The organism is Rhodococcus sp. IEGM 1351 (assembly GCF_030056875.1).
Taxonomy (GTDB): Bacteria; Actinomycetota; Actinomycetes; order Mycobacteriales; family Mycobacteriaceae; genus Rhodococcus_F; species Rhodococcus_F opacus.
Genome location: NZ_JASHKU010000008.1, coordinates 108,951 through 130,025, shown reverse-complemented (window position 1 = coordinate 130,025; position 21,075 = coordinate 108,951). Strand labels below are relative to the sequence as shown.

The 21,075-nt window shown below is 67.4% G+C and carries 24 protein-coding genes, 1 tRNA gene and 1 other RNA gene; 6 read left to right on the top strand and 20 right to left on the bottom strand.

Translation table 11 applies throughout. The features are described 5' to 3' along the window. Window positions 1–139: 139 nt before the first annotated feature. On the top strand, window positions 140–1,558 hold the full coding sequence (locus QM806_RS16085) for a DEAD/DEAH box helicase (RefSeq protein ID WP_169693573.1): 1,419 nt from the start codon (window positions 140–142) through the stop codon (window positions 1,556–1,558). On the opposite strand, the gene bluB is transcribed toward QM806_RS16085, so the two are convergent. Genes bluB through QM806_RS16070 form a run of 3 tightly spaced genes read right to left on the bottom strand, consistent with a single transcriptional unit; the run spans window position 1,555 to window position 4,142 of the window. Then, a complete protein-coding gene (gene bluB, locus QM806_RS16080) occupies window positions 1,555–2,214 on the bottom strand; it encodes a 5,6-dimethylbenzimidazole synthase (RefSeq protein ID WP_051055332.1) in 660 nt (219 codons plus the stop codon). The two genes, QM806_RS16085 and bluB, sit on opposite strands and share 4 nt — an antisense overlap. After that, entirely contained in the window at window positions 2,211–3,248 is a 1,038-nt protein-coding gene (locus QM806_RS16075) for a CobW family GTP-binding protein (RefSeq protein ID WP_283292018.1), read from the bottom strand. The genes bluB and QM806_RS16075 overlap by 4 nt, the downstream gene beginning before the upstream one ends. Before the next feature lie 45 nt (window positions 3,249–3,293). Beyond that, window positions 3,294–4,142: an alpha/beta fold hydrolase gene (locus tag QM806_RS16070; RefSeq protein ID WP_054247805.1), complete on the bottom strand. Its 849-nt coding sequence runs from the start codon at window positions 4,140–4,142 to the stop codon at window positions 3,294–3,296. Window positions 4,143–4,206: 64 nt separating this feature from the next. Here QM806_RS16070 and QM806_RS16065 point away from each other — a divergent pair, with 64 nt between their 5' ends. Next, complete coding sequence (locus QM806_RS16065) at window positions 4,207–4,731, top strand: MarR family winged helix-turn-helix transcriptional regulator (RefSeq protein ID WP_005572223.1); 525 nt, start codon at window positions 4,207–4,209, stop codon at window positions 4,729–4,731. On the opposite strand, the gene QM806_RS16060 is transcribed toward QM806_RS16065, so the two are convergent. Next, entirely contained in the window at window positions 4,671–5,156 is a 486-nt protein-coding gene (locus QM806_RS16060; protein WP_005572221.1) for an acyltransferase, read from the bottom strand. The two genes, QM806_RS16065 and QM806_RS16060, sit on opposite strands and share 61 nt — an antisense overlap. Before the next feature lie 127 nt (window positions 5,157–5,283). Between QM806_RS16060 and QM806_RS16055 the strand changes: the two genes are divergently transcribed. After that, window positions 5,284–5,685, top strand: coding sequence for a PAS domain S-box protein (locus QM806_RS16055; protein WP_283292017.1), 402 nt, complete (start codon window positions 5,284–5,286; stop codon window positions 5,683–5,685). A 279-nt stretch (window positions 5,686–5,964) separates the two neighbouring features. On the opposite strand, the gene QM806_RS16050 is transcribed toward QM806_RS16055, so the two are convergent. The 16 genes from QM806_RS16050 to prfB form a co-directional block, all read right to left on the bottom strand. Next, complete coding sequence (locus tag QM806_RS16050) at window positions 5,965–6,174, bottom strand: hypothetical protein (protein ID WP_283292016.1); 210 nt, start codon at window positions 6,172–6,174, stop codon at window positions 5,965–5,967. Between the two features lie 86 nt (window positions 6,175–6,260). Continuing rightward, window positions 6,261–6,333 (bottom strand) — tRNA-Ala (locus QM806_RS16045). Window positions 6,334–6,495: 162 nt separating this feature from the next. Then, window positions 6,496–7,227 (bottom strand): DsbA family protein, encoded by a 732-nt coding sequence (locus tag QM806_RS16040; RefSeq protein WP_005240246.1) that lies wholly within the window; start codon window positions 7,225–7,227, stop codon window positions 6,496–6,498. Between the two features lie 41 nt (window positions 7,228–7,268). Next, entirely contained in the window at window positions 7,269–7,757 is a 489-nt protein-coding gene (locus QM806_RS16035; protein ID WP_005259608.1) for a MauE/DoxX family redox-associated membrane protein, read from the bottom strand. Between the two features lie 26 nt (window positions 7,758–7,783). After that, window positions 7,784–9,010, bottom strand: a complete 1,227-nt coding sequence (locus tag QM806_RS16030) for an MFS transporter (RefSeq protein WP_005259609.1) — start codon at window positions 9,008–9,010, stop codon at window positions 7,784–7,786. Between the two features lie 60 nt (window positions 9,011–9,070). Continuing rightward, on the bottom strand, window positions 9,071–10,702 hold the full coding sequence (pgm, locus tag QM806_RS16025) for a phosphoglucomutase (alpha-D-glucose-1,6-bisphosphate-dependent) (RefSeq protein ID WP_283292015.1): 1,632 nt from the start codon (window positions 10,700–10,702) through the stop codon (window positions 9,071–9,073). Window positions 10,703–10,776: 74 nt separating this feature from the next. Then, window positions 10,777–11,121, bottom strand: a complete 345-nt coding sequence (gene crcB / locus QM806_RS16020; RefSeq protein WP_005240232.1) for a fluoride efflux transporter CrcB — start codon at window positions 11,119–11,121, stop codon at window positions 10,777–10,779. Then, window positions 11,118–11,492, bottom strand: coding sequence for a fluoride efflux transporter FluC (locus QM806_RS16015; protein WP_043793026.1), 375 nt, complete (start codon window positions 11,490–11,492; stop codon window positions 11,118–11,120). The genes crcB and QM806_RS16015 overlap by 4 nt, the downstream gene beginning before the upstream one ends. 87 nt (window positions 11,493–11,579) lie before the next feature. Then, window positions 11,580–11,951, bottom strand: a transfer-messenger RNA (tmRNA) gene (gene ssrA, locus QM806_RS16010). A 95-nt stretch (window positions 11,952–12,046) separates the two neighbouring features. After that, a complete protein-coding gene (locus QM806_RS16005; protein WP_487247565.1) occupies window positions 12,047–12,913 on the bottom strand; it encodes an EamA family transporter in 867 nt (288 codons plus the stop codon). Beyond that, window positions 12,910–13,383 carry an SsrA-binding protein SmpB gene (gene smpB / locus QM806_RS16000; protein ID WP_005240226.1) on the bottom strand — a complete coding sequence of 158 codons (474 nt, stop codon included), beginning with the start codon at window positions 13,381–13,383 and terminating at the stop codon, window positions 12,910–12,912. Before smpB ends, QM806_RS16005 begins: the two co-directional genes overlap by 4 nt. 76 nt (window positions 13,384–13,459) lie before the next feature. Further along, complete coding sequence (ftsX, locus tag QM806_RS15995) at window positions 13,460–14,365, bottom strand: permease-like cell division protein FtsX (protein WP_005240225.1); 906 nt, start codon at window positions 14,363–14,365, stop codon at window positions 13,460–13,462. A 66-nt stretch (window positions 14,366–14,431) separates the two neighbouring features. Further along, window positions 14,432–15,121 carry a cell division ATP-binding protein FtsE gene (ftsE, locus tag QM806_RS15990; protein WP_005240222.1) on the bottom strand — a complete coding sequence of 230 codons (690 nt, stop codon included), beginning with the start codon at window positions 15,119–15,121 and terminating at the stop codon, window positions 14,432–14,434. Between the two features lie 55 nt (window positions 15,122–15,176). Next, window positions 15,177–15,638 (bottom strand): Rv3103c transmembrane domain-containing protein, encoded by a 462-nt coding sequence (locus tag QM806_RS15985; protein WP_005572214.1) that lies wholly within the window; start codon window positions 15,636–15,638, stop codon window positions 15,177–15,179. Continuing rightward, window positions 15,635–16,531 carry a mechanosensitive ion channel family protein gene (locus tag QM806_RS15980; protein WP_005240218.1) on the bottom strand — a complete coding sequence of 299 codons (897 nt, stop codon included), beginning with the start codon at window positions 16,529–16,531 and terminating at the stop codon, window positions 15,635–15,637. Before QM806_RS15980 ends, QM806_RS15985 begins: the two co-directional genes overlap by 4 nt. Window positions 16,532–16,536: 5 nt before the next feature. Continuing rightward, window positions 16,537–17,643 carry a peptide chain release factor 2 gene (gene prfB / locus QM806_RS15975; protein WP_005572212.1) on the bottom strand — a complete coding sequence of 369 codons (1,107 nt, stop codon included), beginning with the start codon at window positions 17,641–17,643 and terminating at the stop codon, window positions 16,537–16,539. A 166-nt stretch (window positions 17,644–17,809) separates the two neighbouring features. Between prfB and QM806_RS15970 the strand changes: the two genes are divergently transcribed. The 3 genes from QM806_RS15970 to QM806_RS15960 all read left to right on the top strand — a co-directional run bounded on the left by QM806_RS15970 (window position 17,810) and on the right by QM806_RS15960 (window position 21,065). Then, window positions 17,810–18,304: a beta-class carbonic anhydrase gene (locus QM806_RS15970; protein WP_005572210.1), complete on the top strand. Its 495-nt coding sequence runs from the start codon at window positions 17,810–17,812 to the stop codon at window positions 18,302–18,304. 49 nt (window positions 18,305–18,353) lie between these two features. Next, window positions 18,354–19,142 (top strand): histidinol-phosphatase, encoded by a 789-nt coding sequence (gene hisN / locus QM806_RS15965; protein WP_005572208.1) that lies wholly within the window; start codon window positions 18,354–18,356, stop codon window positions 19,140–19,142. Window positions 19,143–19,652: 510 nt separating this feature from the next. Beyond that, window positions 19,653–21,065, top strand: a complete 1,413-nt coding sequence (locus tag QM806_RS15960) for an acyl-CoA dehydrogenase family protein (RefSeq protein WP_037245266.1) — start codon at window positions 19,653–19,655, stop codon at window positions 21,063–21,065. Window positions 21,066–21,075 lie beyond the last annotated feature (10 nt).

Below are 21,075 nucleotides of genomic sequence, written 5' to 3'. Positions count from 1 at the left end.
ATGTGCACCACCGCATCCGCTCTTCTTACGGCGAAGAAGCTTGCCGACCGGCAACGCCGCCAACCTGTGCTCGAGCTCCGACGGAGACCTTCCGTATCGGCCCTCCGGGCACAACCCTGTGCCCGAAAGGCCTGACCACTTGTCTGATACACATACTCCCGACACGACGTTCGCCGCGCTCGGTGTCCGTGAACCACTGGTGAAAGCACTCGCCGACAAGGGGATCACCTCCCCGTTCCCCATCCAGGTCGACACCCTCCCCGACACGCTGTCGGGCCGCGATGTGCTCGGCCGGGGCAAGACGGGCAGCGGTAAGACGCTGGCCTTCTCCATCCCGATGGTGTCCCGCCTCGCGGGTGAACTGTCGGGCGGAAAGCGTCGCCCGGGCCGCCCGGTGGGCCTGATCCTGGCCCCCACCCGCGAGCTCGCCACGCAGATCACCGCAACCCTCGAGCCCCTCGCAGCCGCCTACGACCTGCGGGTCACCACGATCTTCGGTGGTGTCTCCCAGAACCGTCAGGTGAGCGCTCTCAAGGCCGGCGTCGACATCGTCGTCGCGTGCCCCGGACGGCTCGAAGACCTGATGAAGCAGAAGTTCGTGAGCCTCGACGCCGTCGAGATCACCGTGCTCGACGAGGCCGATCACATGGCCGACCTCGGCTTCCTGCCCGTCGTCACCCGCATCCTCACCGCGACTCCCCAGCAGGGGCAGCGGCTGCTGTTCTCCGCCACCCTGGACAACGGCGTCGACAAGCTGGTGAAGCGGTTCCTGAAGAACGAGGTCCTGCACTCGGTCGACGAGGCGAACTCGCCTGTCGCGGCCATGACGCACCACGTGTTCGACGTGGACGGCGTCGAAGCCAAGCGCAAGCTGGTCGAGCGGCTGGCGTCCGGAACCGGACGCCGGATCCTGTTCATGCGCACCAAGCACCAGGCCCGCAAGCTGGCCCGTCAGCTCACCGAGGCGGGAATCCCCTCGGTCGACCTGCACGGCAACCTGTCGCAGGCGGCCCGTGACCGCAACCTCGCGTCGTTCTCCGCCGGTGAGGCACGCGTGCTGGTGGCCACCGACGTCGCCGCGCGCGGCGTCCACGTCGACGACGTGCAGTTGGTCGTCCACGTCGATCCGCCCGCCGAGCACAAGGCATACCTGCACCGTTCCGGTCGCACCGCACGCGCGGGCAGCGCCGGCGACGTCGTGACGGTTGTGCTGCCCGAGCAGCGCAAGGACCTCGCCGTGCTCATGCGCAAGGCCGCGATCAAGGTGACCCCCGTCCGCAGCACCGCGGAGTCCGCACACGTGCTCGACCTGGTCGGCGACATCGCACCGCACGTCGCTCCCGCCCCCAAGGCGGCACCGGCGTCGAACGGCGGCGGACGCAATCAGCGACCGGGCGGCGCCCAGGGTGGACGCGGCCAGGGCGGTCGCGCACACGGTCAGGGCGGCGGCGCACGTCGCTCCCGCTCGGGTGCGGCCGGACGCCCGCGCGCCGCTGCGTCCACGGGCGGCGGCACCCGCACGGCGTCCGCCGGTGGCTCACGCCGCCGTCAGGGCTAGAACTTCTCGAGGTGGACGGCGTCGGCCAGTGGCCGGCGCCCCCGCCACCCGAAGCGCTCGAGGTCCGGCACCTGCTGGAACTCGGCAACCTTCCCCACGCACAGCCAGGCGATGGGGCGCACCGGGTCGGGGATTCCCAGCAATTCGGTGAGATAGGGCTCGTCGTAGAACGACACCCAGCCGACGCCGACGTTCTCGGCGGCCGCGGCGAGCCACAGATTCTGGATCGCGAGCACGGCGGAGAACAGACCGGTGTCGTCGACCGTGTGCCTGCCGAGGATGTGTTCGCCGCCGCGGCTCCGGTCGTAGGTGACGACGATGCCCATACCGCTCTCGCAGATCCCTTCGATCTTGATGGGATCGAACGTCTTCTTTCGGTCTTCGGGCAGCGAGTCCGCGAAACGCCGCCGCGCGCCCGCCACGTGGTCGGCGAACGTGGTCAGCGTCTCGGTGTCGCGCACGACGACGAAATCCCAGGGCTGAGTGTTGCCGACGCTGGGGGCGCAGTGCGCCGCGCCCAGGATGCGGTCGAGCACGTCGGCCGCGATCGGCTCCCCGGTGAATTCGGCCCGCACGTCACGGCGACGACGGATCGCGTCGTACACGGACAGCGCGGGCTCGGGATTCGTTTCAGGACTACACACAGACTCGGTCACGCGGTCACGGTATAGCGGTGCACGCCCAGCATCGCGCCGGGGTCCGCCTCTTCTCCCTCCGCCACGACACAGTCCGCGAGCCGGGTCCGCACCTGCTCGGCCTCGATGTCGGCGCCGATGAGCACCAGCTGGGTCGCCCGCTCCTCGCCGGATTCCCAGCGCGTCGACGTGAATCTGATGTGCGGACCGACCGTCTGCACCTCGAACTTCCGCGACTGCCCGGGCACCGCAAAGTGCACGAATCCCTTGATCCGGTAGATCCCGACCGGTCGCTTCTTGAGGAACTCGACGAGCCGCCGCGGATCGATCGGGTCGTCCGAGGCGAAATCGACTGCCTCGTAGGACGAGTGGAGGTGATCGTGGTCCTCGCAGTGGTCGTGCTGGTCCAGCAGGAGCTGGTCGAGGGTGAGTTGCTCCCCCGCCGCCGGTTCACGCCCGGGTTCCCGGTCGAACAACAGGGTGGGCTCGATCCGGCCGTGGTCGGTGGTCAGGACGGGCGCGCGGTCGTTGTAGTCGCGGACCATCGCCTGCACGGCGGCGCGCCGGCCGTCGTCGATGCGGTCCGTCTTGTTCAGGATCACGAGGTCGGCGAGTGTGACGTGCTTGCCGAGGTCCGGGTGCTGCGCCGACATGTCCTCGAACTGCTCACCGTCCACCATCACGACCAGACCGCCGTACACGACGTGCGGGTTGGTGCTGCCGAGAACGAGCCGAATCATGTTGCGCGGCTCGGCAAGTCCGCTCGCCTCGACGATGATCACGTCGATCTGCGACGTGGGATGCGCCAGGCGGTTCAGCATCTCGTCCATGTCGCTGACGTCCACGGCGCAGCACATGCAGCCGTTGCTCAGCGACACCATGGAATCGACCTGACCGGCCACCATCATCGAATCGATGTTCACGGCGCCGAAGTCGTTGACGATGACGCCGACCCGGACCCCGCGGTTGTTGCGCAGCACGTGGTTGAGCAGGGTGGTCTTTCCCGAACCGAGGAATCCGGCGACGATGACGACGGGAATCCGCTTCTTCGCCAACGCTGCGACCTCCGTGGGACCTCGACGATCTACCGGGCGCCCATCCTAGCGCCCCACCCCCGCGGAGAGGATCGCCGCGTCGACGACGGCAGCGGGCGCCATCGGCAGCGCATGATGCGTGGCTCCGGGAATCGTCGTGACCGTGGCTGACGGGAGCAACCGGCGAACGTTCGCCGCCACCCTCCCCGGATCGTGCGCCCGGCTCGCCCCGGCCAGCACCACCGACGTGTGGGCGGTCAGCCGCGCCAGCGCGTCCCGCTTCGGGCGTGGGGGCACCACGAGCGTGGTGCGGCCGAAGGCGGCCGTCCCGAGCGCGGTGACGCCGAGCCACCGGGGGTCGACTCCGGCGCCTGCGGTCTCCCAGCCGATCAGGCTCCGCTGCCGCTTCTCCGTCGGCCTGATCAGCACCGGCACCGCACGGAGCAGGTATCTCGGGCTCGTGCCCGCAAAGCAGGACGTCGGGTCGAGCAGCACCAGGCTGTCGACGCGACGGGAACCGTGCAGCGCGTAGGCGAGGGCGATCATGGCGCCGTACGAATGGCCGACCACTGCGGACGCGTTCACCTCGAGATGGTCGAGCACGGCGTCCAGCCACTCGAACAGGTTCAGGGCCGTGCGCAGCGGTGCACCGTCGTTCACGCTGCGCCCCACGTCGCCCATGACGTCCACCGCGAGCACCCGGTGACTGCGGGCGAGCGCCGCGACGTTCGCGATCCACACGGTCGACGTCGCCCCGCCTCCGGGAAGCAGGAGAAGCGGCGCCCCCGACGCGGGTCCGCACACGTTGACCCGGGTGGACCCGAACGGTGTGGGGACGTCGACGGGGGTGACGTTCACCGGCCAGTCGTCCAGCAGCGCGTCGTAGGCGGCAACGAAGTCGTCAACTGCCGACATCAGCCCTCCTCGAATTACCTCGATGATCGAGATACTAGACAATCGAACGAAAAGTCGCAGTAGATTGCAGGGCGTGAACCCGGACGACGGCGCACAGACCGTACACCGGCTGCGCGCACTCGCAGTCGAGCTGAACCTGCTCGGTGCCGAATTCGCGCAACTGCACGGACTGCACACCACCGATCTGCGCGCCCTGATCTGCATCCTCGACGCCAACCGGGCGGGCCTCGCCGCCACACCCGGATGGCTCGGAGGTCAGCTCGGCATCAACTCCGCCTCGGTCACCGCCCTCCTCGACCGTATGGAAAAATCCGGCCTGATCCGGCGCGACCGGGACGCCGACGACCGTCGTAGGTCGCTGCTCGCCGTCACACCCCGCGCCGTCGATCTCGGCCAGACGTTCTTCGGACCGCTCATCGACCGGACAGCCTCCGTCCTCCGCGACTTCGACGCTGTCGAAAGAGCCACCATTTCACGGTTTCTCGACGGTGCGAACCGAGCGGTCGCCGTCGAACGCCAGGCCGGCGCTCAGCGGACGGACGGCGACGGGTCGAGGTCGCGGACACGACGCGCGGGCGACCCCGCGTAGAGCCCGTTCGGCTCGCAGTCGCGGGTGACCACCGTGCCCGCCCCGATGACACATCCGTCCCCCACCGTCACTCCGGGGAGGATGATCGCGCCTGCGCCGATCCAGCATCCGTCGCCGACCACGATCGGGCGGTCGACCACCCGCCCGCCCCGGCCGGAGCTCGGACCGATCTCGTGCGTGCTCGTGATGAATTGGGCCCGGTGCCCAACAGCGACCTGCCTGCCGAGCGTGATGGGCGCGGTGCCGTCGAACAGCACTCCGCGGTTGACGAACGTCCCCAGCCCCATCGTGACGTCCTTGCCGCCGAAGTGGCAGCCGGAACAGATGCCGGCCCCCCACACTTTCGCGCCTGCCGCCATCAGCAGGAGAACCCGCAGCCACACGGGGACGAACGCGGAGGCCTGGACGATGGTGACGAACCGCATCCCGTCACCCTATCCCCAAGCATCAGGTCCACTACCGGACGTTGCTCGTCGTTAACTGCGACACCGCCCGAAGATCCGAGGCGCGGCGTACTATGTGGGCGCCATCGAAGATGCCCGAGGGGGGACAGTGAGACAACTGGATAGCGACGGATTCGCTGCACTGATGGAGTCCATCCCCCACGCGATCAGCGTTCACGACCAGGAACGAAACCTCGTGTTCAGCAACCCCGCCTGTGCGGCCCTGATCGGCTACGACACCGAAGAATTCGCAGACCTCGAGCACGAGCAGCTGTTCCACCCCGACGACGCCGAACTGTGGGGAACCATGCTCGCCCGGGTCCTGGGCACGGAAAGCACCAGCGCGACAGCACATCTGCGAATCCGCCACCGGGAAGGCCACTGGATCTGGGTGCGCGTCGCGGCGTCCACGTTCACGGCAGGCACCGAGAGGTTGGTCGCCCTCGTGCTCCAGGACGAATCCGACACGATCTGGGGCAACCCCACGGCCGCGAGGCAACCGATCCGATAGCCGCGCGCTCACCGACCGTCGCCGGACGCCGCGCCACTGCACGGCGGAGTCCGGACGGTCGCGCCGCACCGCCGACAGAAATGGGTGCGGTGCCCACCGTTGTTCGACGTCGCGCACCCACACACCTCCCACCCCACCAGGCACGTGTTGGCGGCCAGCGTGTGCCCGTTCGGACAGCGCCCCGGCGCGGTTTCGGTTCTGGCGGCCACACGTCGAATCTACCCGGTTATCGAACATATGTACGAGTTCGACCTCGAGTACCGTCGCTGCGCTGGTCGGTCAAATGTAGTTACCGGGCGAACCGTCCTCCTGCCCGTCCTCCCGCTCCACCAGGAACCAGCTCCCGGGGGCGTAGATCAGCTCCCGGGCGGCACGGACGATGACGAGCGCCCCGGACTCGTGGATGCTGTAGCTGTCGTCGTCGCCGAAGTCGGTGACGGCGAACTCCGCCAATTGGTCGAATGATCGATGCGTCACAGTGAATGTCATGACGCCAGTGTCCCACCGGGACAAGGGGAGGAATGAGGAAAGCCTCTCACCCGCATTGTCTGCGGATGAGAGGCTTCTCTCGAACGTGGAGCTAAGGGGACTCGAACCCCTGACCCCCACACTGCCAGTGTGGTGCGCTACCAGCTGCGCCATAGCCCCGTATTCGGTTGTTCTCCGCACTCGGAATGACTTCCTCCGTGCTCGAAGAAAGTTACACCATTGCCGACCGGGCCAACAAATCGCCTGGTCAGAGGCGCTTCGCGCCCGTGCGCCTTTCTGGTTGTTCCAGCTACCAAAAAGGCGCACGGGTGGCGGAGCCGCCTACAGCTGCGACACCCAGTTCTCGTTGGAGAGTGCATCGATCACGGTGCCGTCCTTGACCACGGCAGGGGTGCCGGTAGCGCCGCTCGCGGCGAGGGCCTGACGGCCCGCCTCGGCGTGCGCACGGGCCTGCTCGACCTTCGCGCCGGTGGTGATGCACTGGACGGCCTCGTCGGACGCTCCGGCGTCGCCGGCGATCTGCGCGAGCTCCTCGTTGGTGTGATCGGAGCTGCCGTTCTCCTTCGGCTGGTTCGACGGGGAGAACAGCGCCGCGTGGAACGCCGAATACGCCACGGCGTCACCGGTTTCTGCGACGCACTCGGATGCCGCGACGGCGCGGGTGGAGTAGTCACCGCTGGCCGAGAGCTGGTCGAGGAAGTTCAGGACGTGATACCGGACGGCCACCTTGCCGTCGTCGATGGCCTGCGCGAGTTCCTGGCCGTTCTTGTTCTCGAGCTCGGCGCAGTACGGGCACATGGGATCTTCGAACAGGTCGACCGTGGTGGCCGCGTCGGGGCGGCCGAGAAGTACGACACCGTCGTCCTGCAGCGCCACCTGGACCTCGGAGTTCTGGACCCCGCCGTAACCGTCGTTGCGCGGCTTGCTGCGGTTGCTCTGCCAGATCACACCACCGATGACCAGTACGGCGATGACCAGTACCGCGAGCCCACCGAGAATGTAGGTGGACCGGCTGGATTCCGGCTGCGGGTTGTACTTGTTCTTCGAGCTCACGTGGATGCAGTCCTTCGACGTCGGATCGATTTACCGAATGCTTACTCTGCCACCGCCTGCTGAGGGGTCACTGAGAATGTGGCGCTGGAGCCGAGCCCCAGCGCGAACAGGGAACGGGGGAACACGATCAGCCACACGGCCAGTGCGAGGAAGCCCACATCCCGGAGGATCTCCTTGGTGTAGTCCCAGCCGTTCACGTCGGCCGCACCACCGCCGCCGAAGCATCCGCAGTCGATGGACAGCCCGCGGGCCCACACCGAGACGATCACGGCGATGAGCACGAGCAGGAGCGCGGCGGACACCGCGGCCGTGGCGCGGACGGCGAGCCCGATCAGCAGGAGCAGCCCGAGCGCGATCTCGAGGAACGGCAACGTGTTGGCGACGGGCCGGACGAGGTCCTCGGGAAGCAGTTGGTAGGCGCGGACCGCGATGATCGTCTGGGCGGGGTCGGCGACTTTGAGTGCGCCGGAGACCAGCCAGACGGCAGCGAGAGACAGCCGGGCGAGAAGGGAGACGACCTTGATCCACACTCGAACGAGCGTACCGAAGGCGTCGGTCAGACCGCCTCGACCGACACCTTGGGCGCCGGCTTGTTCGGCACGAGCAGCCAGCCCACTGCGGCGAGAAGCATGACCCCGCCGGTGACGCCGAATGCGACCGCGTAGGACAGGTGCTGGGCGAGCAGACCCGCTCCGACCGGGCCGAGGACTCCGCCGACGTCGGCGACCATCTGGAAGGTCGCCAGCACGGGACCACCCCGGGACTTCGCGCCCACGACGTCGGCGACCGCGGCTTGCTGCGCGGGACTCATCACTCCGGATCCGATGCCCGCGATGCCGGACAGCACCAGGAATACCAGCAGGTTCTCGCTGAGTCCCATCCCGACGGTGCTGGCGCCACACACCAGCAGTCCGAGCAGGACGAACAGCTTCCGGCCGTAGACGTCGGACAACCGCCCGGACACGATGAGGACGAGTGCATTGCCGACGGCGAAGACGGTGAGGGCGATGCCGGCGAGGGCGGCGTCGCGGTGCAGCGCCTCGACGACGAACAGCGGGACCATCGCGACCCGCACGCCGAAGATCACCCCGCCGAACGCGAAATTGGAGCCGAGCGCGGCGCGGTAGACGGGCTGCCCGAGAGCCTCCCGGAGCGTCATGGCGGCTCCGGCGGCGGTGGCGTCGGGCGCCGTCAGGTGCGAACCGCGCAGACTCACGAAGACGACCGCGGCCGCGATGACGAGGGCGATCGCGTAGATGACGAACGGAACCCGCAGTCCGAATCCGACGAGCAGCCCGCCGACGAGGGGTCCGGAGATCGACCCCATCAAGAAGCTCGTCGCGTAGAGCCCGGATACTCGACCGCGGCTGTCCACCGGTGCGATGCGGATCACCAGGCCCATCGCCGACACCGTGAACATCGTCGAGCCGATGCCCCCGAGCGCGCGGAAGACGAGCAACTGCCAGTAGTCCCCCGCGACCGCGCAGGCGGCGGTCGAGGCGGCGACGATCAGGAGTCCGGTGATGTAGACCGGCCGCTCCCCCAGTTTCTGCACGAGCCGGCCGCTGACCGGGGCGAAGACCAGGCGCATGAACGCGAACGACGAGATCACCACCGTCGCCGCCGTCACGCTCACGTCGAAACTGCGGGCGAACTGTGGGAGGGCGGGTGCGACGATCCCGAATCCGAGTGCGATGACGAAGCTGGCCGAGACCAGCACCCAGATTTCCGAAGGGAGCCGCGGGCTGCGCCCGGCGGGCAGCCCGGCTGCGCGAGTGTTCATAGTTGAATCCGATGGTAGGTGCCCCCGCAGCGGCGGCGGCACCTACCCCCGGCCGAACACCTACTTCAGGACGTCGGCCACCAGTTCCTTGGCCGCCGCCTGCACCTGCGCGAGATGGTCCGGGCCCTTGAACGATTCGGCGTAGATCTTGTAGACGTCCTCGGTGCCCGACGGCCGCGCCGCGAACCACGCCGACTCGGTGGTGACCTTCAGCCCGCCGAGGGCCGCCCCGTTACCCGGGGCACTCGTCAGTGTCGCGGTGATCGGCTCCCCCGCCAGTTCGGTGGCCGACACCTGCTCGGGCGACAGCTTCGCCAGTACCGCCTTCTGCTCGCGGGTGGCGGGGGCATCGATACGCGCGTAGGCGGGGCTGCCGAGCTGCTCTGCCAGTTCCCCGTACCGGACCGACGGTGTCTTGCCGGTCACCGCCGTCATCTCCGAGGCGAGCAGGGCCAGGATGATCCCGTCCTTGTCGGTGGTCCACACCCCGCCGTCGTGGCGCAGGAACGACGCACCCGCACTCTCCTCGCCACCGAAGCCGAGCGAGCCCTCGAGAAGTCCGGGGACGAACCACTTGAAACCCACCGGCACCTCCAGCAGTTCGCGGCCGAGGCTCCCGACCACCCGGTCGATCATCGACGAACTGACGAGTGTCTTGCCCACCTTCACTGTCGAACCCCACCCCCTGCGGTGCGAGAACAGGTAGTCGATGGCAACCGCGAGGTAGTGATTGGGATTCATCAGTCCCCCATCGGGAGTGACGATCCCGTGCCGGTCCGCGTCGGCGTCGTTTCCGGTGGAGATGTCGAACCGGTCCCGGGCTCCGATCAGCGACGCCATGGCGTCCGGCGACGAGCAGTCCATGCGGATCTTGCCGTCGGTGTCGAGCGTCATGAACCGCCACGTGGCATCGACGAGCGGGTTGACGACCTCGAGATCGAGTCGATGGGTGTCGGCGATCGCACCCCAGTAGTCGACGCTCGCTCCGCCCAGCGGGTCGGCGCCGATCCGCACTCCGGCCGTCCGGATGGCGTCGAGATCGAGGACGCTCGGCAGGTCGTCGATGTAGAAGCGGAGGAAGTCGTACCGCTCGGCCCGCTGGATCGCCCGCTCCGCGGAAGTTCTCCGCACCCCCGAGAGGTCCCGGCGGAGTAACTCGTTGGCACGATCGGCGATGATCGTCGTCGCCTCCGAGCCGGCGGGGCCTCCGTGCGGCGGGTTGTACTTGAAGCCGCCGTCGCGGGGTGGGTTGTGGGACGGCGTCACGACGATGCCATCGGCCTGCGACTCCGGGCCGCTGCGGTTGTAGCGGAGAATCGCGTGACTGACCGCGGGGGTCGGGGTGTACCGGTTCCGCGAATCGATCAGCACAGTCACGTCGTTCGCGGCCAGCACTTCGAGAGCCGACGTCCACGCCGGCTCCGACAGGGCATGGGTGTCGCGTCCGACGAACAGCGGCCCGTCGATGCCCTGGGACGCCCGGTACTCGACGATGGCCTGGGTAGTGGCCAGGATGTGTGCCTCGTTGAATGCGTTGTCCAGGCTCGACCCGCGGTGCCCGGATGTCCCGAACACCACCTGCTGCAAGGGATTCTCGGGGTCGGGCACGCCGCTGTAGTACGCGGTAACCAGGTGCGCGATGTCTACCAGATCCTCCGGCAGTGCCACCTGACCCGCTCTGTCGTGCGCCACGAGACCTCCTGGAAACTCATCGGGATCGAACTCGACTACCCACCCATCCTGCACCCTCGCACCGGAGTCTGCCCTCAAGACGTCAATCGGAATCCCAGCCAGGCGGCGGCCAGTCCGGCCGCCACACTCGCGACCACGTAGACGACGGACGGGAGCGCCCGCCGGATCCGCAGCAATCCCACCGATTCCACCGCGAACGTCGAGTACGTGGTCAGTCCGCCGCAGAAACCCGTGCCCAGCAAGGCGAACGTCTGCACGGACATCGACGCCCCCGACAACAGTCCGAGGATCAGGCACCCGGCGACGTTCACCAGGAAGGTGGCCACCGGAAAGCTGCGGTACGAGTCGACGTACCGGCCGGTGAGGTACCGCGTCGTCGCACCGAGCGCGCCGCCGAGGGCTACGAGGAGGACGGTCATGCCGCCGCCTGTCGCGCCAGCCGGTGCCGGTGACCGACGAGCATCCCCAGCCGCGCCGCGAGCAGGGCCGGTATCAGAGTGGCCACTACGTAGAGCGTCCCTGTGACGGCGTCCTCCCGCACCGCGTCGACCGCGAACGTCGAGAACGTGGTGAAGCCGCCGAGGACGCCGACTCCGAGGAACAGTCGCCACAACCGGTCCGGCCCGACCGTCTCGGCGAGGTAACCGAGCAAGAGCGACCCGACCACGTTGATCAGAAGGACGGTCCAGATGCCCGGCCACAGGGCGGCCAGCAGGAATCTCGCGGACGCACCGAGCGCACCGCCCAGGGCGACCACGGCCACCGGTTTCGTCAGGGACACGGCACACATCGTGTCACGGCTGAGGGGCGGGGCCGTTCGAACTCGCAGGGCACAAAAAAATCCGGGCCGGACACCTGGTGGTGTCCGGCCCGGACTCGGTGGAGCTGCCGGGAATTGAACCCGGGTCCTCCGCAGCAAAGCTAGGGCTTCTCCGTGTGCAGTTTGCTATGTCTCTACTTGGATCTCCCAGTCTCGCAAACAAGCCAGGATGACGATCCCAGTCGCTGTTGGTTGTCCCATTCGACTCCGCGACCGAGTCGAACGGTAAAGCCCTCTAGCTGATGCCAGTACCCGGGCCGAGGGCGAACCCGGACTGACAGACACGCAGTCGCTACTTAGGCAGCGAGTGCGTAGTCGCGCTGATTGGAATCGGCGCTTATATGTTTGCAGCGACGCTTACGGTGGTCTCTTGCCTGCACCGACACGCTTCCCCTACCTCAACGTACGCAGTCGAAACCGTTCAGCCCCGTACGTGCCCCACGAGTCTCGCGGGGCCACCTAGTGTAACGCGAACCCGGTCCGGATTCATCCCGGTTTTCCTCCCGAGTGTCGGCGGCCGTATTTCAGCTGGCCACGGCGATCATTCCGACGGCCGCGAGGGCGAGGAGCATCCCCGCCTGCTGCATTCTGCTCACCCGTTCACCGAGCATCACCATCGCCAGCAGAACGGTGGCGGCGGGGTACAGCGATCCGATCACGCTGACGAGCGACAGCAGACCGCCCTGGAACGCGTACATCATGGCCGCATTGGCCAGGACGTCGAGGAAACTCACGTACACGGCGAGCTTGAGGGGTTCGCCGTGCGGCAGCACGAAGTGGCCGGCGGACAATGCGACGAGCCACACCACCGCGGTCGCCGCGGCACGGGACACGGCGAGCGCCCACATCCCGCCGTCGTCACCGATCTGATGCAGCGAGACGAAGGAGAGCGCGAACGCGACGCCGGATCCGACGGTGAGCAGCGCCACGGTGCGGGTGAAGCGCAGCACCCTGCCCCCGGCGACCTCTCCCGCGGTCTCGTCGGGAGATTCCCTGCTGACGAGGACGACGGCGACGAGGGCCACGGCGATCCCGATGTACGCGATGGGCCCGGGTCGCTCACCGAACGCGAGCCCGATCAGTACCGGAATGCCCGCGACCAGCACGGCCGTCAGCGGCGACACCACCGACATCGGTCCCGAGGCCAGCGCGAGGTAGAACCACCAGACCGCTACACCACCGGCCACTCCCGCCACGGCGCCCCAGACGAGGGACGACGAGGTGAGTGTGCCCCCGGCGAACGGGGCGATCACGAGCACGATCAGCAGCGACAGCGGGTACGACACGATGACGACGCGTAGCGCCGCGACCCTGCGGGACGCGACTCCCCCGATGAAATCGCTCACGCCGTAACCGATCGCGGCCACGAGCGCGAGCAGGACGGACGTCAGCGCATGCCCTTGACTCGGCGGCCGAGTTCGCGGGTCACCTCGCGCTCGGCGGTCCGCCTGGCCAGATCCTGGCGCTTGTCGTAGTCCTGCTTACCCTTCGCGAGCGCGAGCTCCACCTTGACCTTGCCGTCGGAGAAGTACATCGACAGGGGAACCAGAGTCTGGTTTCCCTCCCGCGTCTTGCCGACGAGGTGTTCGATCTCCCGCTTGTGCAGCAGCAACTTCCGGGTACGGCGCGGCGCGTGGTTGGTCCACGTGCCCTGCGTGTATTCGGGAATGTGCAGTGAGCGCAACCAGACCTCACCGTCGTCGACGGTGGCGAACGCGTCGACCAGCGACGCCTTGCCCTCGCGCAGACTCTTCACCTCGGTACCGACGAGGGCGATCCCCGCCTCGTAGACGTCGAGGATGGTGTAGTTGTGACGCGCCTTGCGATTGGTCGCAATGACCTTGCGGCCCTTTTCCTTCACTTTCCGGGCCTTTCAGTCCGCGATGTCCGAGGTGAACAGTTCGTACCCTCCAGCATAGGAGAAGAGGCAAACCGAATTATTCGCGGACGTACAAGCGCAGGGTCACGTACGCGGTGACCGCCGCCATTCCGACGCCCACGAGGATCAGCACCGGTGAGACGAACAGCACGTCACTGTTGGAGATCCGGGCCACGATGTTGGCCTCGTAGACATCCGCGAGCACGTCGTCGATGAACATGTTCTTCGCGGTGAACAGGCCCACGATGGCAAGAACGGCACCCACCAGCGCGGCGACCACCGCCTCGAGCAGGAACGGCAACTGTGTGTACCAGCGGGTGGCGCCGACCAGCCTCATGATGCCGACCTCGGTGCGCCGGGTGAACGCCGCGATCTGAACCATGTTCGCGATCAGCAGGATTGCCGCGACGGCCTGCACGATCGCGATCGCGAACGCGGCGTTGCGCACGCCGTTGAGGACGCTGAAGAGCCGCTCCACCAGCTCGCGCTGGTTGAGGACGCTCTCGACTCCCGGGCGGGTGCCGAACTTCTCGTTGATCACGCCGAACCGCTCGGGGTCGCTGAGCTTGACCTTGAACGAGGCCGGGAAGCTGTCGGGGCTGACGAGTGCGGCGAGCTCGGGTTGATCCTTGAACACCCGCTCCGTCGCGTCCTTCACGGCGTCGTCCCGGTTGAGATACTCCACCGACACCACCGACGGCGTCTCTTCCAGCTCGGTGCGCAGCGTCTTGCAGATCTCCCCCTCACACCCCGGGTCCGACGTGGAGATGTCGTCGGTGAGAAAGATCTGCACCTCGACGCGGTCCAGGAAGATCTGCTGGGTTTTGCCGGCCATCTGCACCACCAGCAACCCGCTGCCAAACAGGCCGAGCGAGATCGCGGTGGTGAGGATCATCGCGATGGTCATGGTGACGTTGCGACGGAGTCCGGTCAGGACCTCACTGAAAATGAAACTGGCACGCATCGGGGAATCAGAGTCCTTCGTAGGAGACTTGGGGACAATACTGAAGCTGGAGTGCAGGGAGGGCGGCTAACGCCCCACGCCGTACACACCCCGAGCCTCGTCGCGCACCACTCTGCCGAGGTCCAGCTCCACCACCCGACGGCGCATCGAGTCGACGATGTGGTGGTCGTGGGTGGCCATCACCACCGTCGTTCCGGTGCGGTTGATCCGTTCGAGCAGCAGCATGATGTCCTGGCTCGTCTCCGGGTCCAGGTTTCCGGTGGGCTCGTCGCACAGCAGCACCAGCGGCCGGTTCACGAACGCCCGCGCGATGGCGACACGCTGCTGCTCACCGCCCGACAGTTCGGTGGGGAGACGATCCGCCTTCCCGGACAACCCGACCATTTCGAGCACTTCGGGCACGGTCCGGGAGATCATCGCGCGCGGCTTCCCGATCACCTCGAGCGCGAACGCGACGTTCTCGGACACGGTCTTCTTCTGCAGGAGCCGGAAGTCCTGGAAGACGACGCCCATGCTCTGCCGCAGCTTCGGCACGCGCCGGGCGGAAAGCTTGTTGACGTGGAAGTCCGCGATGTGAATGTCACCCGACGTCGGCGACTCCTCCTTGAGGAGCAGGCGCATGAAGGTCGACTTTCCCGAGCCCGACGGGCCGATGAGGAAGACGAACTCGCCCTTGTCCACCTCGACGCTCACCTTGTCCAGGGCGGGCCTCGTGGAGGTCTTGTACGACTTCGACACATTCTCGACGCTGATCACGAGGAGCCAGTCTAGACGTTATCGAACAGTGACCAAATGGAGCAACGCGCGGACGTCATCGCCCACTCGGCGGTGTCGCCGACGTCGTCGGGACGGAAGACGTGGTCGGCGGGGTGCCCGTGGGCGGAGGCGGAAACGGGTTGGGAATCCCGAACGGCAACGTCGGGGTCGACGTCACCTGGCTGGTCCCCGTGGGCGCCGTCTCCTGCGGGGTCGGCTCGGGCGTCGCCTCGGTGGTCGTGACCGTCTCCGACGTCGACTCGGTCGTCGTCTCGATCTCCGATGTCGGCAGCGTCGTCTCCTGAAGGGGCGCTTCCCGGGTGGGCACGACAGCCGGCGCGACGGGTCCCTGGACCACCTCTTCGACAGGGTTCAGGTACGTGTACAGCGTGTACAGCACCACCCAGAGGATGCACAGCACCAGCGTCGACGTCCGCACCCGTCCGCCGAAGATCTTCGCGGGAAGGAACGACGAGTGCAGAATCCGGTCCAGTCCGCGCCGCGGTTCGTCGGTCATCCCTCGCCCTCCGCTGCCCGGACCGTCTGGAGGTCCGGTTCGACGGTGATCCCCTGCCGTCTCATCGCGGTGGCGATGCGCACGCGCAGTGCGCGCCCCACCTGGAACTGCTTGCCCGGCAGGGTTCGCGCCACGACGCGAACGCTGACCTCGTCGACCGTCAGACTCTCCACTCCCATCACCGTCGGTTCGTCGAGCAGTAGTTTCTTCAGCCCGCGATCCGCGAAGGCCTCGACACCGACCTGGTGCAGCACCTCGTTGACCCGGTTGATGTCCGACGTCGCCGGGACGGGAACGTCGATCACGGCACGCGCCCAGTCCTTGGACAGGTTGATCGCCTTCACGATCTGGCCGTTGGGAACGGTGATGACCTCACCGTCCGAGTTCCGCATCCGGGTGACTCGGAGCGTGACGTCCTCGATCACACCCTCCGCGTCTTCCGACGACCCTGTCACCGCGAGCTGCACCGTGTCGCCGAACCCGTACTGCCGTTCGGTGATGATGAAGAAGCCGGCGAGGATGTCCTGCACCACGCGCTGCGCGCCGAAACCGAGCGCCGCACCGAGCACGGTGGCCGGGGCCACCAGGCTGCCGATCGGCAGGCTCAGCTGATCCAGCACCTTCATCGTTGCGATGACGTAGATGATGGTGATGATCACCCAGGTGATCACCTGCGCCACCGAGTGCCGGTGCTTGGTCGCCTCGGACCGCACAAGAGCGTCGCCCTGCATGTAGTTGCTGTCGATCCGGTCGGTGACCTTGCTGCCACCCCAATTGACGAATCGCGCCATCAGGATCGCCCCGAGGACGGTGAGCGACACCGCAAGCCCCGTCGACGAGAGCCAGTCGAGCAGGTTCTGGGTGGGAGCGAACATCGCCGCCGTCGCTTCCATAGGTATTAGGACGCCTGATTCTCGCGCATCCGCCAGCGGATGCCCGATTCGAGGAATCCGTCGATGTCACCGTCGAGCACCGCCGACGGGTTGTTGACCTCGTACTCGGTGCGCAGATCCTTGACCATCTGGTACGGGTGCAGCACGTACGACCGCATCTGGTTGCCCCAGGAACTGCCGCCGTCGCCCTTGAGCGCGTCCATCTCGGCGCGCTCCTCCTTGCGCTTGACCTCGAGCAGCTTGGCCTGCAGGACGCGCATCGCCGACACCTTGTTCTGCAGCTGCGACTTCTCGTTCTGACAGGTCACGACGATGCCGGTCGGGATGTGCGTCAACCGGACCGCGGAGTCGGTGGTGTTGACGGACTGCCCACCGGGGCCCGAGGAGCGGTACACGTCGACGCGGACGTCGTTCTCGTTGACGTCGATGTGGTCGGTGGTCTCGACCACGGGCAGGACCTCGACCTCGGCGAACGACGTCTGGCGGCGACCCTGGTTGTCGAACGGGCTGATCCGGACCAGCCGGTGCGTGCCCATCTCGACGGACAGGGTTCCGTAGCTGTACGGCGCCTTGACCGCGAACGTCGCGCTCTTGATGCCGGCCTCTTCCGCGTAGGACGTGTCATAGACCTCGACGCCGTAGCCGTGCTTCTCCGCCCAGCGGACGTACATGCGCATCAGCATCTCGGCCCAGTCGGCGGCGTCGACGCCACCCGCGCCGGAGCGGATGTTGACCAGCGCGTCACGCTCGTCGTATTCGCCGGAGAGCATCGTCTTGACTTCCATCGCGGCGATGTCCTCGCGCAGGCTGTGCCGCTCGGCGTCGGCGTCCGCGATGGCCTCCGCGCCCTCGTCCTCGGCGAGTTCGTAGAGCACCGGCATGTCGTCGAGCCGCGACCGCAGTTCCTCGACGCGCCGCAGTTCGGCCTGCGAATGCGAGAGCTGGCTGGTGACCTGCTGGGCGTGCTCCTGGTCGTTCCACAGCTCCGGATCGGCGGCCTGGTGTTCGAGCTCGTCGATGCGGCGGCGCAACTCCTCCACGTCCAGCACCGATTCGACGGTACGGAGGGTGGTGTCGAGCTCGCTGAGGTCTGCGGATACGTCGGGATGCACGGTTCCCAAGGTTACCGGGTGCGCGCGCGGGCCCTCTCACCCCTGCTTCCCAGCCGAAGTCACCCCTTCCGATCACGGCGAGTCGAACCCTTGCGCACCCCGGACGCTCCTTGTTACATGCACGAGTACGCACATGTTTGTGCCGCCATTCCGGACGGAGTCGACGATGACCGTGACCGACCAGTACCTGAAGAACAACGAGGAGTACGCCGCCGGATTCACCGGGCCACTCCCCCTCCCCCCGAGCAAGCACGTCGCGGTTCTCGCCTGCATGGACGCGCGTCTGGACGTCTACCGGGCCCTCGGCATCCAGGAGGGTGAGTCGCACGTCATCCGCAATGCCGGCGGTGTCGTGACGGACGACGAGATCCGGTCGCTCGCGATCAGCCAGCGACTGCTCGGCACCACCGAGATCATCCTCATCCACCACACGGACTGCGGAATGCTCACGTTCACGGACGACGACTTCAAGAAGTCCATCCAGGACGAGGTCGGTATCAAGCCGGCCTGGTCGGCCGAGGCGTTCTCCGACCTCGACGAGGACGTCCGGCAGTCGCTGCGCCGCATCCAGTCCAGCCCGTTCATCACGGCGACCACGTCCCTTCGCGGGTTCGTCTTCGACGTCGCCACCGGAAAACTCGCCGAAGTGAAGATCGACTGAGTTCGCGCCGGCGCGGTACGAATAAGCACTACGAGTAATCTGTGCGACCGTGACCGACCTCCACGCCGACCTGCAGCTCGCCCTCCGAATCGCCGACGAAGCGGACGCGATCACCAGGGCGCGATTCGGGGCGCTCGACCTGTCGGTCGACGACAAGCCCGACCTCACACCGGTCACCGACGCCGACCTGGCCGTGGAACGGGCAGTGCGCGCGACGCTGGAAGCCGAGCGGCCCGCCGACGCCGTCCTGGGCGAGGAGTTCGGCGGCAACGCTCAGTTCACGGGACGCCAGTGGGTGGTCGACCCGATCGACGGGACCAAGAACTTCGTCCGCGGCGTCCCGATCTGGGCCACCCTGATCGCGTTGCTCGAGGACGGCGTTCCCACCGTCGGCGTGGTGAGCGCCCCGGCACTCGCGCGCCGCTGGTGGGCCGCTTCGGGCGCGGGCGCCTGGTCGACGTTCGACAGGTCGGAGCCCACTCGCCTCGCCGTCTCCGCCGTCGACCGACTCGGATCGGCCAGCCTCACGTTCTCGAGCCTGTCGGGATGGAAGGAACTGGGCATCCGCGAACAGTTCCTCTCCCTCACCGACGACGTGTGGCGGGTCCGCGGCTTCGGTGACTTCTTCTCCTACTGCCTGCTCGCCGAGGGCGCCGTCGACATCGCCGCCGAACCCGAGGTGTCGCTGTGGGACCTCGCGCCCCTCGACGTCCTGGTGCGCGAGGCCGGCGGCCGCTTCACCAACCTCGCCGGCGCCGACGGCCCGCACGGAGGCAGCGCACTGGCCACCAACACGCTGCTGCACGACGAGGCGCTGTCCCGTCTGCGCGCGAACTGACGTCGGAGTCAATTCGAACTGACGTCGGAGTCAATTCGAACTGACGTCGGAGTCAATACAGACAGCGGGTTCTGACAGGACTCCGGCGGAGGAGTCCGCCTCCGCCCTCCTCGGCCCCGAGACTCCCCGATTCCGCGGTTGGCCGCGTCCACCGTCGACGATTCCGGGGCCGCTACTTCACGCCCACCGCACGCGCGGGCACGTTCGGGATCCTGCCTGGTCGCTGGACCCCACCTGTGGTTACGGCGAACCGCTGCTCGGTCCGAGCCGATTTCGCCCTCGCTCGCGCCGCCCCTCGACTCGACCCGGCGGTGACGGAGCCGACGAATCCGGGGATATCGATCATCGTGTCGCCCTAGGTGAGCGGACTCGCCGCCACCTCCTCCCCGAACAGGCGCCGGGACGCTTCCGCGGACGGTCGCAGGCACTCGAACTTACTCAATAGTAGACACCCACCTTACTGCTGAGTAAGATAGCTCGTGTCCACGCCCGAACACCGAGAAACAGCTGGTGATCATGAGCAAGCAAGACACTGTTGCCCCCAACGACAGCGCGAAGCGGAAGCCCCGCGACACGTCCGCCGTCGGACTGAATCCGGTCAAGCGCGACGCCATGGGTGCCGCGATGCGCGTGCTGACCAAGATCACCGGTTCCGATCTGGCCGAGAAGTACAACCTTCGCCAGACGATCGACCGGGTGACCTACGAAGGCACGAAGACCGGCTTCAAGACGCTCGGCGCCGCGACCCGCGGGTTCCAGAAGGTGTCCGGCGGCGGTGCGCCGAAACGCCTCCCCGACAACCCGACCGCCAAGGCCGGCTACTTCGACCTCACCCCGAGCGACGAGCAGCAGATGATCGTCGAGACCGTGCGCGAGTTCGCGGCCGAGATCCTGCGACCCGCGGGCCACGACGCCGACGCTGCCGCCGCTGCCCCTGCGGATCTCGTGAAGCGCGCCGCCGAACTCGGCATCACCCTGATCAATGTTCCCGAGGAACTCGACGGGGCCGCCAGTGAGCGCGGGGCCGTCACCAACTCCCTCGTCGCCGAGGCTCTCGCCCACGGCGACATGGGACTCGCCCTGCCGATCCTCGCGCCGAGCGGCGTCGCCGTCGCCCTCACCCAGTGGGGCACCGACTCCCAGCAGAAGACCTACCTGCCCTCGTTCACGGGCGAGCAGGTTCCGAACGCCGCCGTGGTCGTCAACGAGCCCCGCGCACTGTTCGATCCGTTCGCGTTGCAGACCAAGGCGGTTCGCTCGCCCAGCGGTTACAAACTCAACGGCGTCAAGAGCCTCGTTCCCGCCGCCGCCTCGTCGGAGCTATTCATCGTGGCAGCCGAACTCGACGGCAAGCCCTCCTTCTTCATCGTCGAGGCCGACACGAAGGGACTCGTCGTCGAGGCGGACCCGAGCATGGGTCTGCGCGCCGCGGGCCTCGGCCGGCTCAACCTCACCGACGTCGCCGTGCCCGAGTCGGGGCTGCTCGGCGACGCCGACGCCGACGTGCGGAAGGCCGAATACGCCGACGCCATCCGGCTGGCCCGCCTGGGCTGGGCGTCGCTCGCGGTCGGAACCGGACAGGCCGTCCTCGACTACGTGATCCCGTACGTCAACGAGCGGGTCGCGTTCGGCGAACCGATCAGCAACCGTCAGGCGGTCGCGTTCATGGTCGCGAACATCGGCATCGAGCTCGACGGCCTGCGTCTGGTGACGTTGCGCGGCGCCTCGCGCGCCGAGCAGGGGCTCTCCTTCGCCCGCGAGTCGGCCCTCGCCCGAAAGCTGGCGTCCGAGAAGGGCATGCAGATCGGCCTCGACGGCGTTCAGCTGCTCGGTGGCCACGGTTACACCAAGGAACATCCCGTGGAGCGCTGGTACCGCGATCTGCGCGCCATCGGCGTCGCCGAGGGCATCGTCCTGATCTGAGCGGCCGGAT

Coding starts and splice junctions, on each gene's coding strand:
- ftsX (WP_005240225.1), bottom strand. CDS start 14,365: ATGCGTGCCAGTTTCATTTTCAGTGAGGTCCTGACCGGACTCCGTCGC.
- QM806_RS15980 (WP_005240218.1), bottom strand. CDS start 16,531: ATGGAAGCGACGGCGGCGATGTTCGCTCCCACCCAGAACCTGCTCGAC.
- QM806_RS16015 (WP_043793026.1), bottom strand. CDS start 11,492: ATGTGTGCCGTGTCCCTGACGAAACCGGTGGCCGTGGTCGCCCTGGGC.
- QM806_RS15970 (WP_005572210.1), top strand. CDS start 17,810: ATGACCGTGACCGACCAGTACCTGAAGAACAACGAGGAGTACGCCGCC.
- QM806_RS16050 (WP_283292016.1), bottom strand. CDS start 6,174: ATGACATTCACTGTGACGCATCGATCATTCGACCAATTGGCGGAGTTC.
- QM806_RS16070 (WP_054247805.1), bottom strand. CDS start 4,142: ATGTCGGCAGTTGACGACTTCGTTGCCGCCTACGACGCGCTGCTGGAC.
- QM806_RS15985 (WP_005572214.1), bottom strand. CDS start 15,638: ATGACCGACGAACCGCGGCGCGGACTGGACCGGATTCTGCACTCGTCG.
- crcB (WP_005240232.1), bottom strand. CDS start 11,121: ATGACCGTCCTCCTCGTAGCCCTCGGCGGCGCGCTCGGTGCGACGACG.
- QM806_RS16030 (WP_005259609.1), bottom strand. CDS start 9,010: ATGAACACTCGCGCAGCCGGGCTGCCCGCCGGGCGCAGCCCGCGGCTC.
- QM806_RS16060 (WP_005572221.1), bottom strand. CDS start 5,156: ATGCGGTTCGTCACCATCGTCCAGGCCTCCGCGTTCGTCCCCGTGTGG.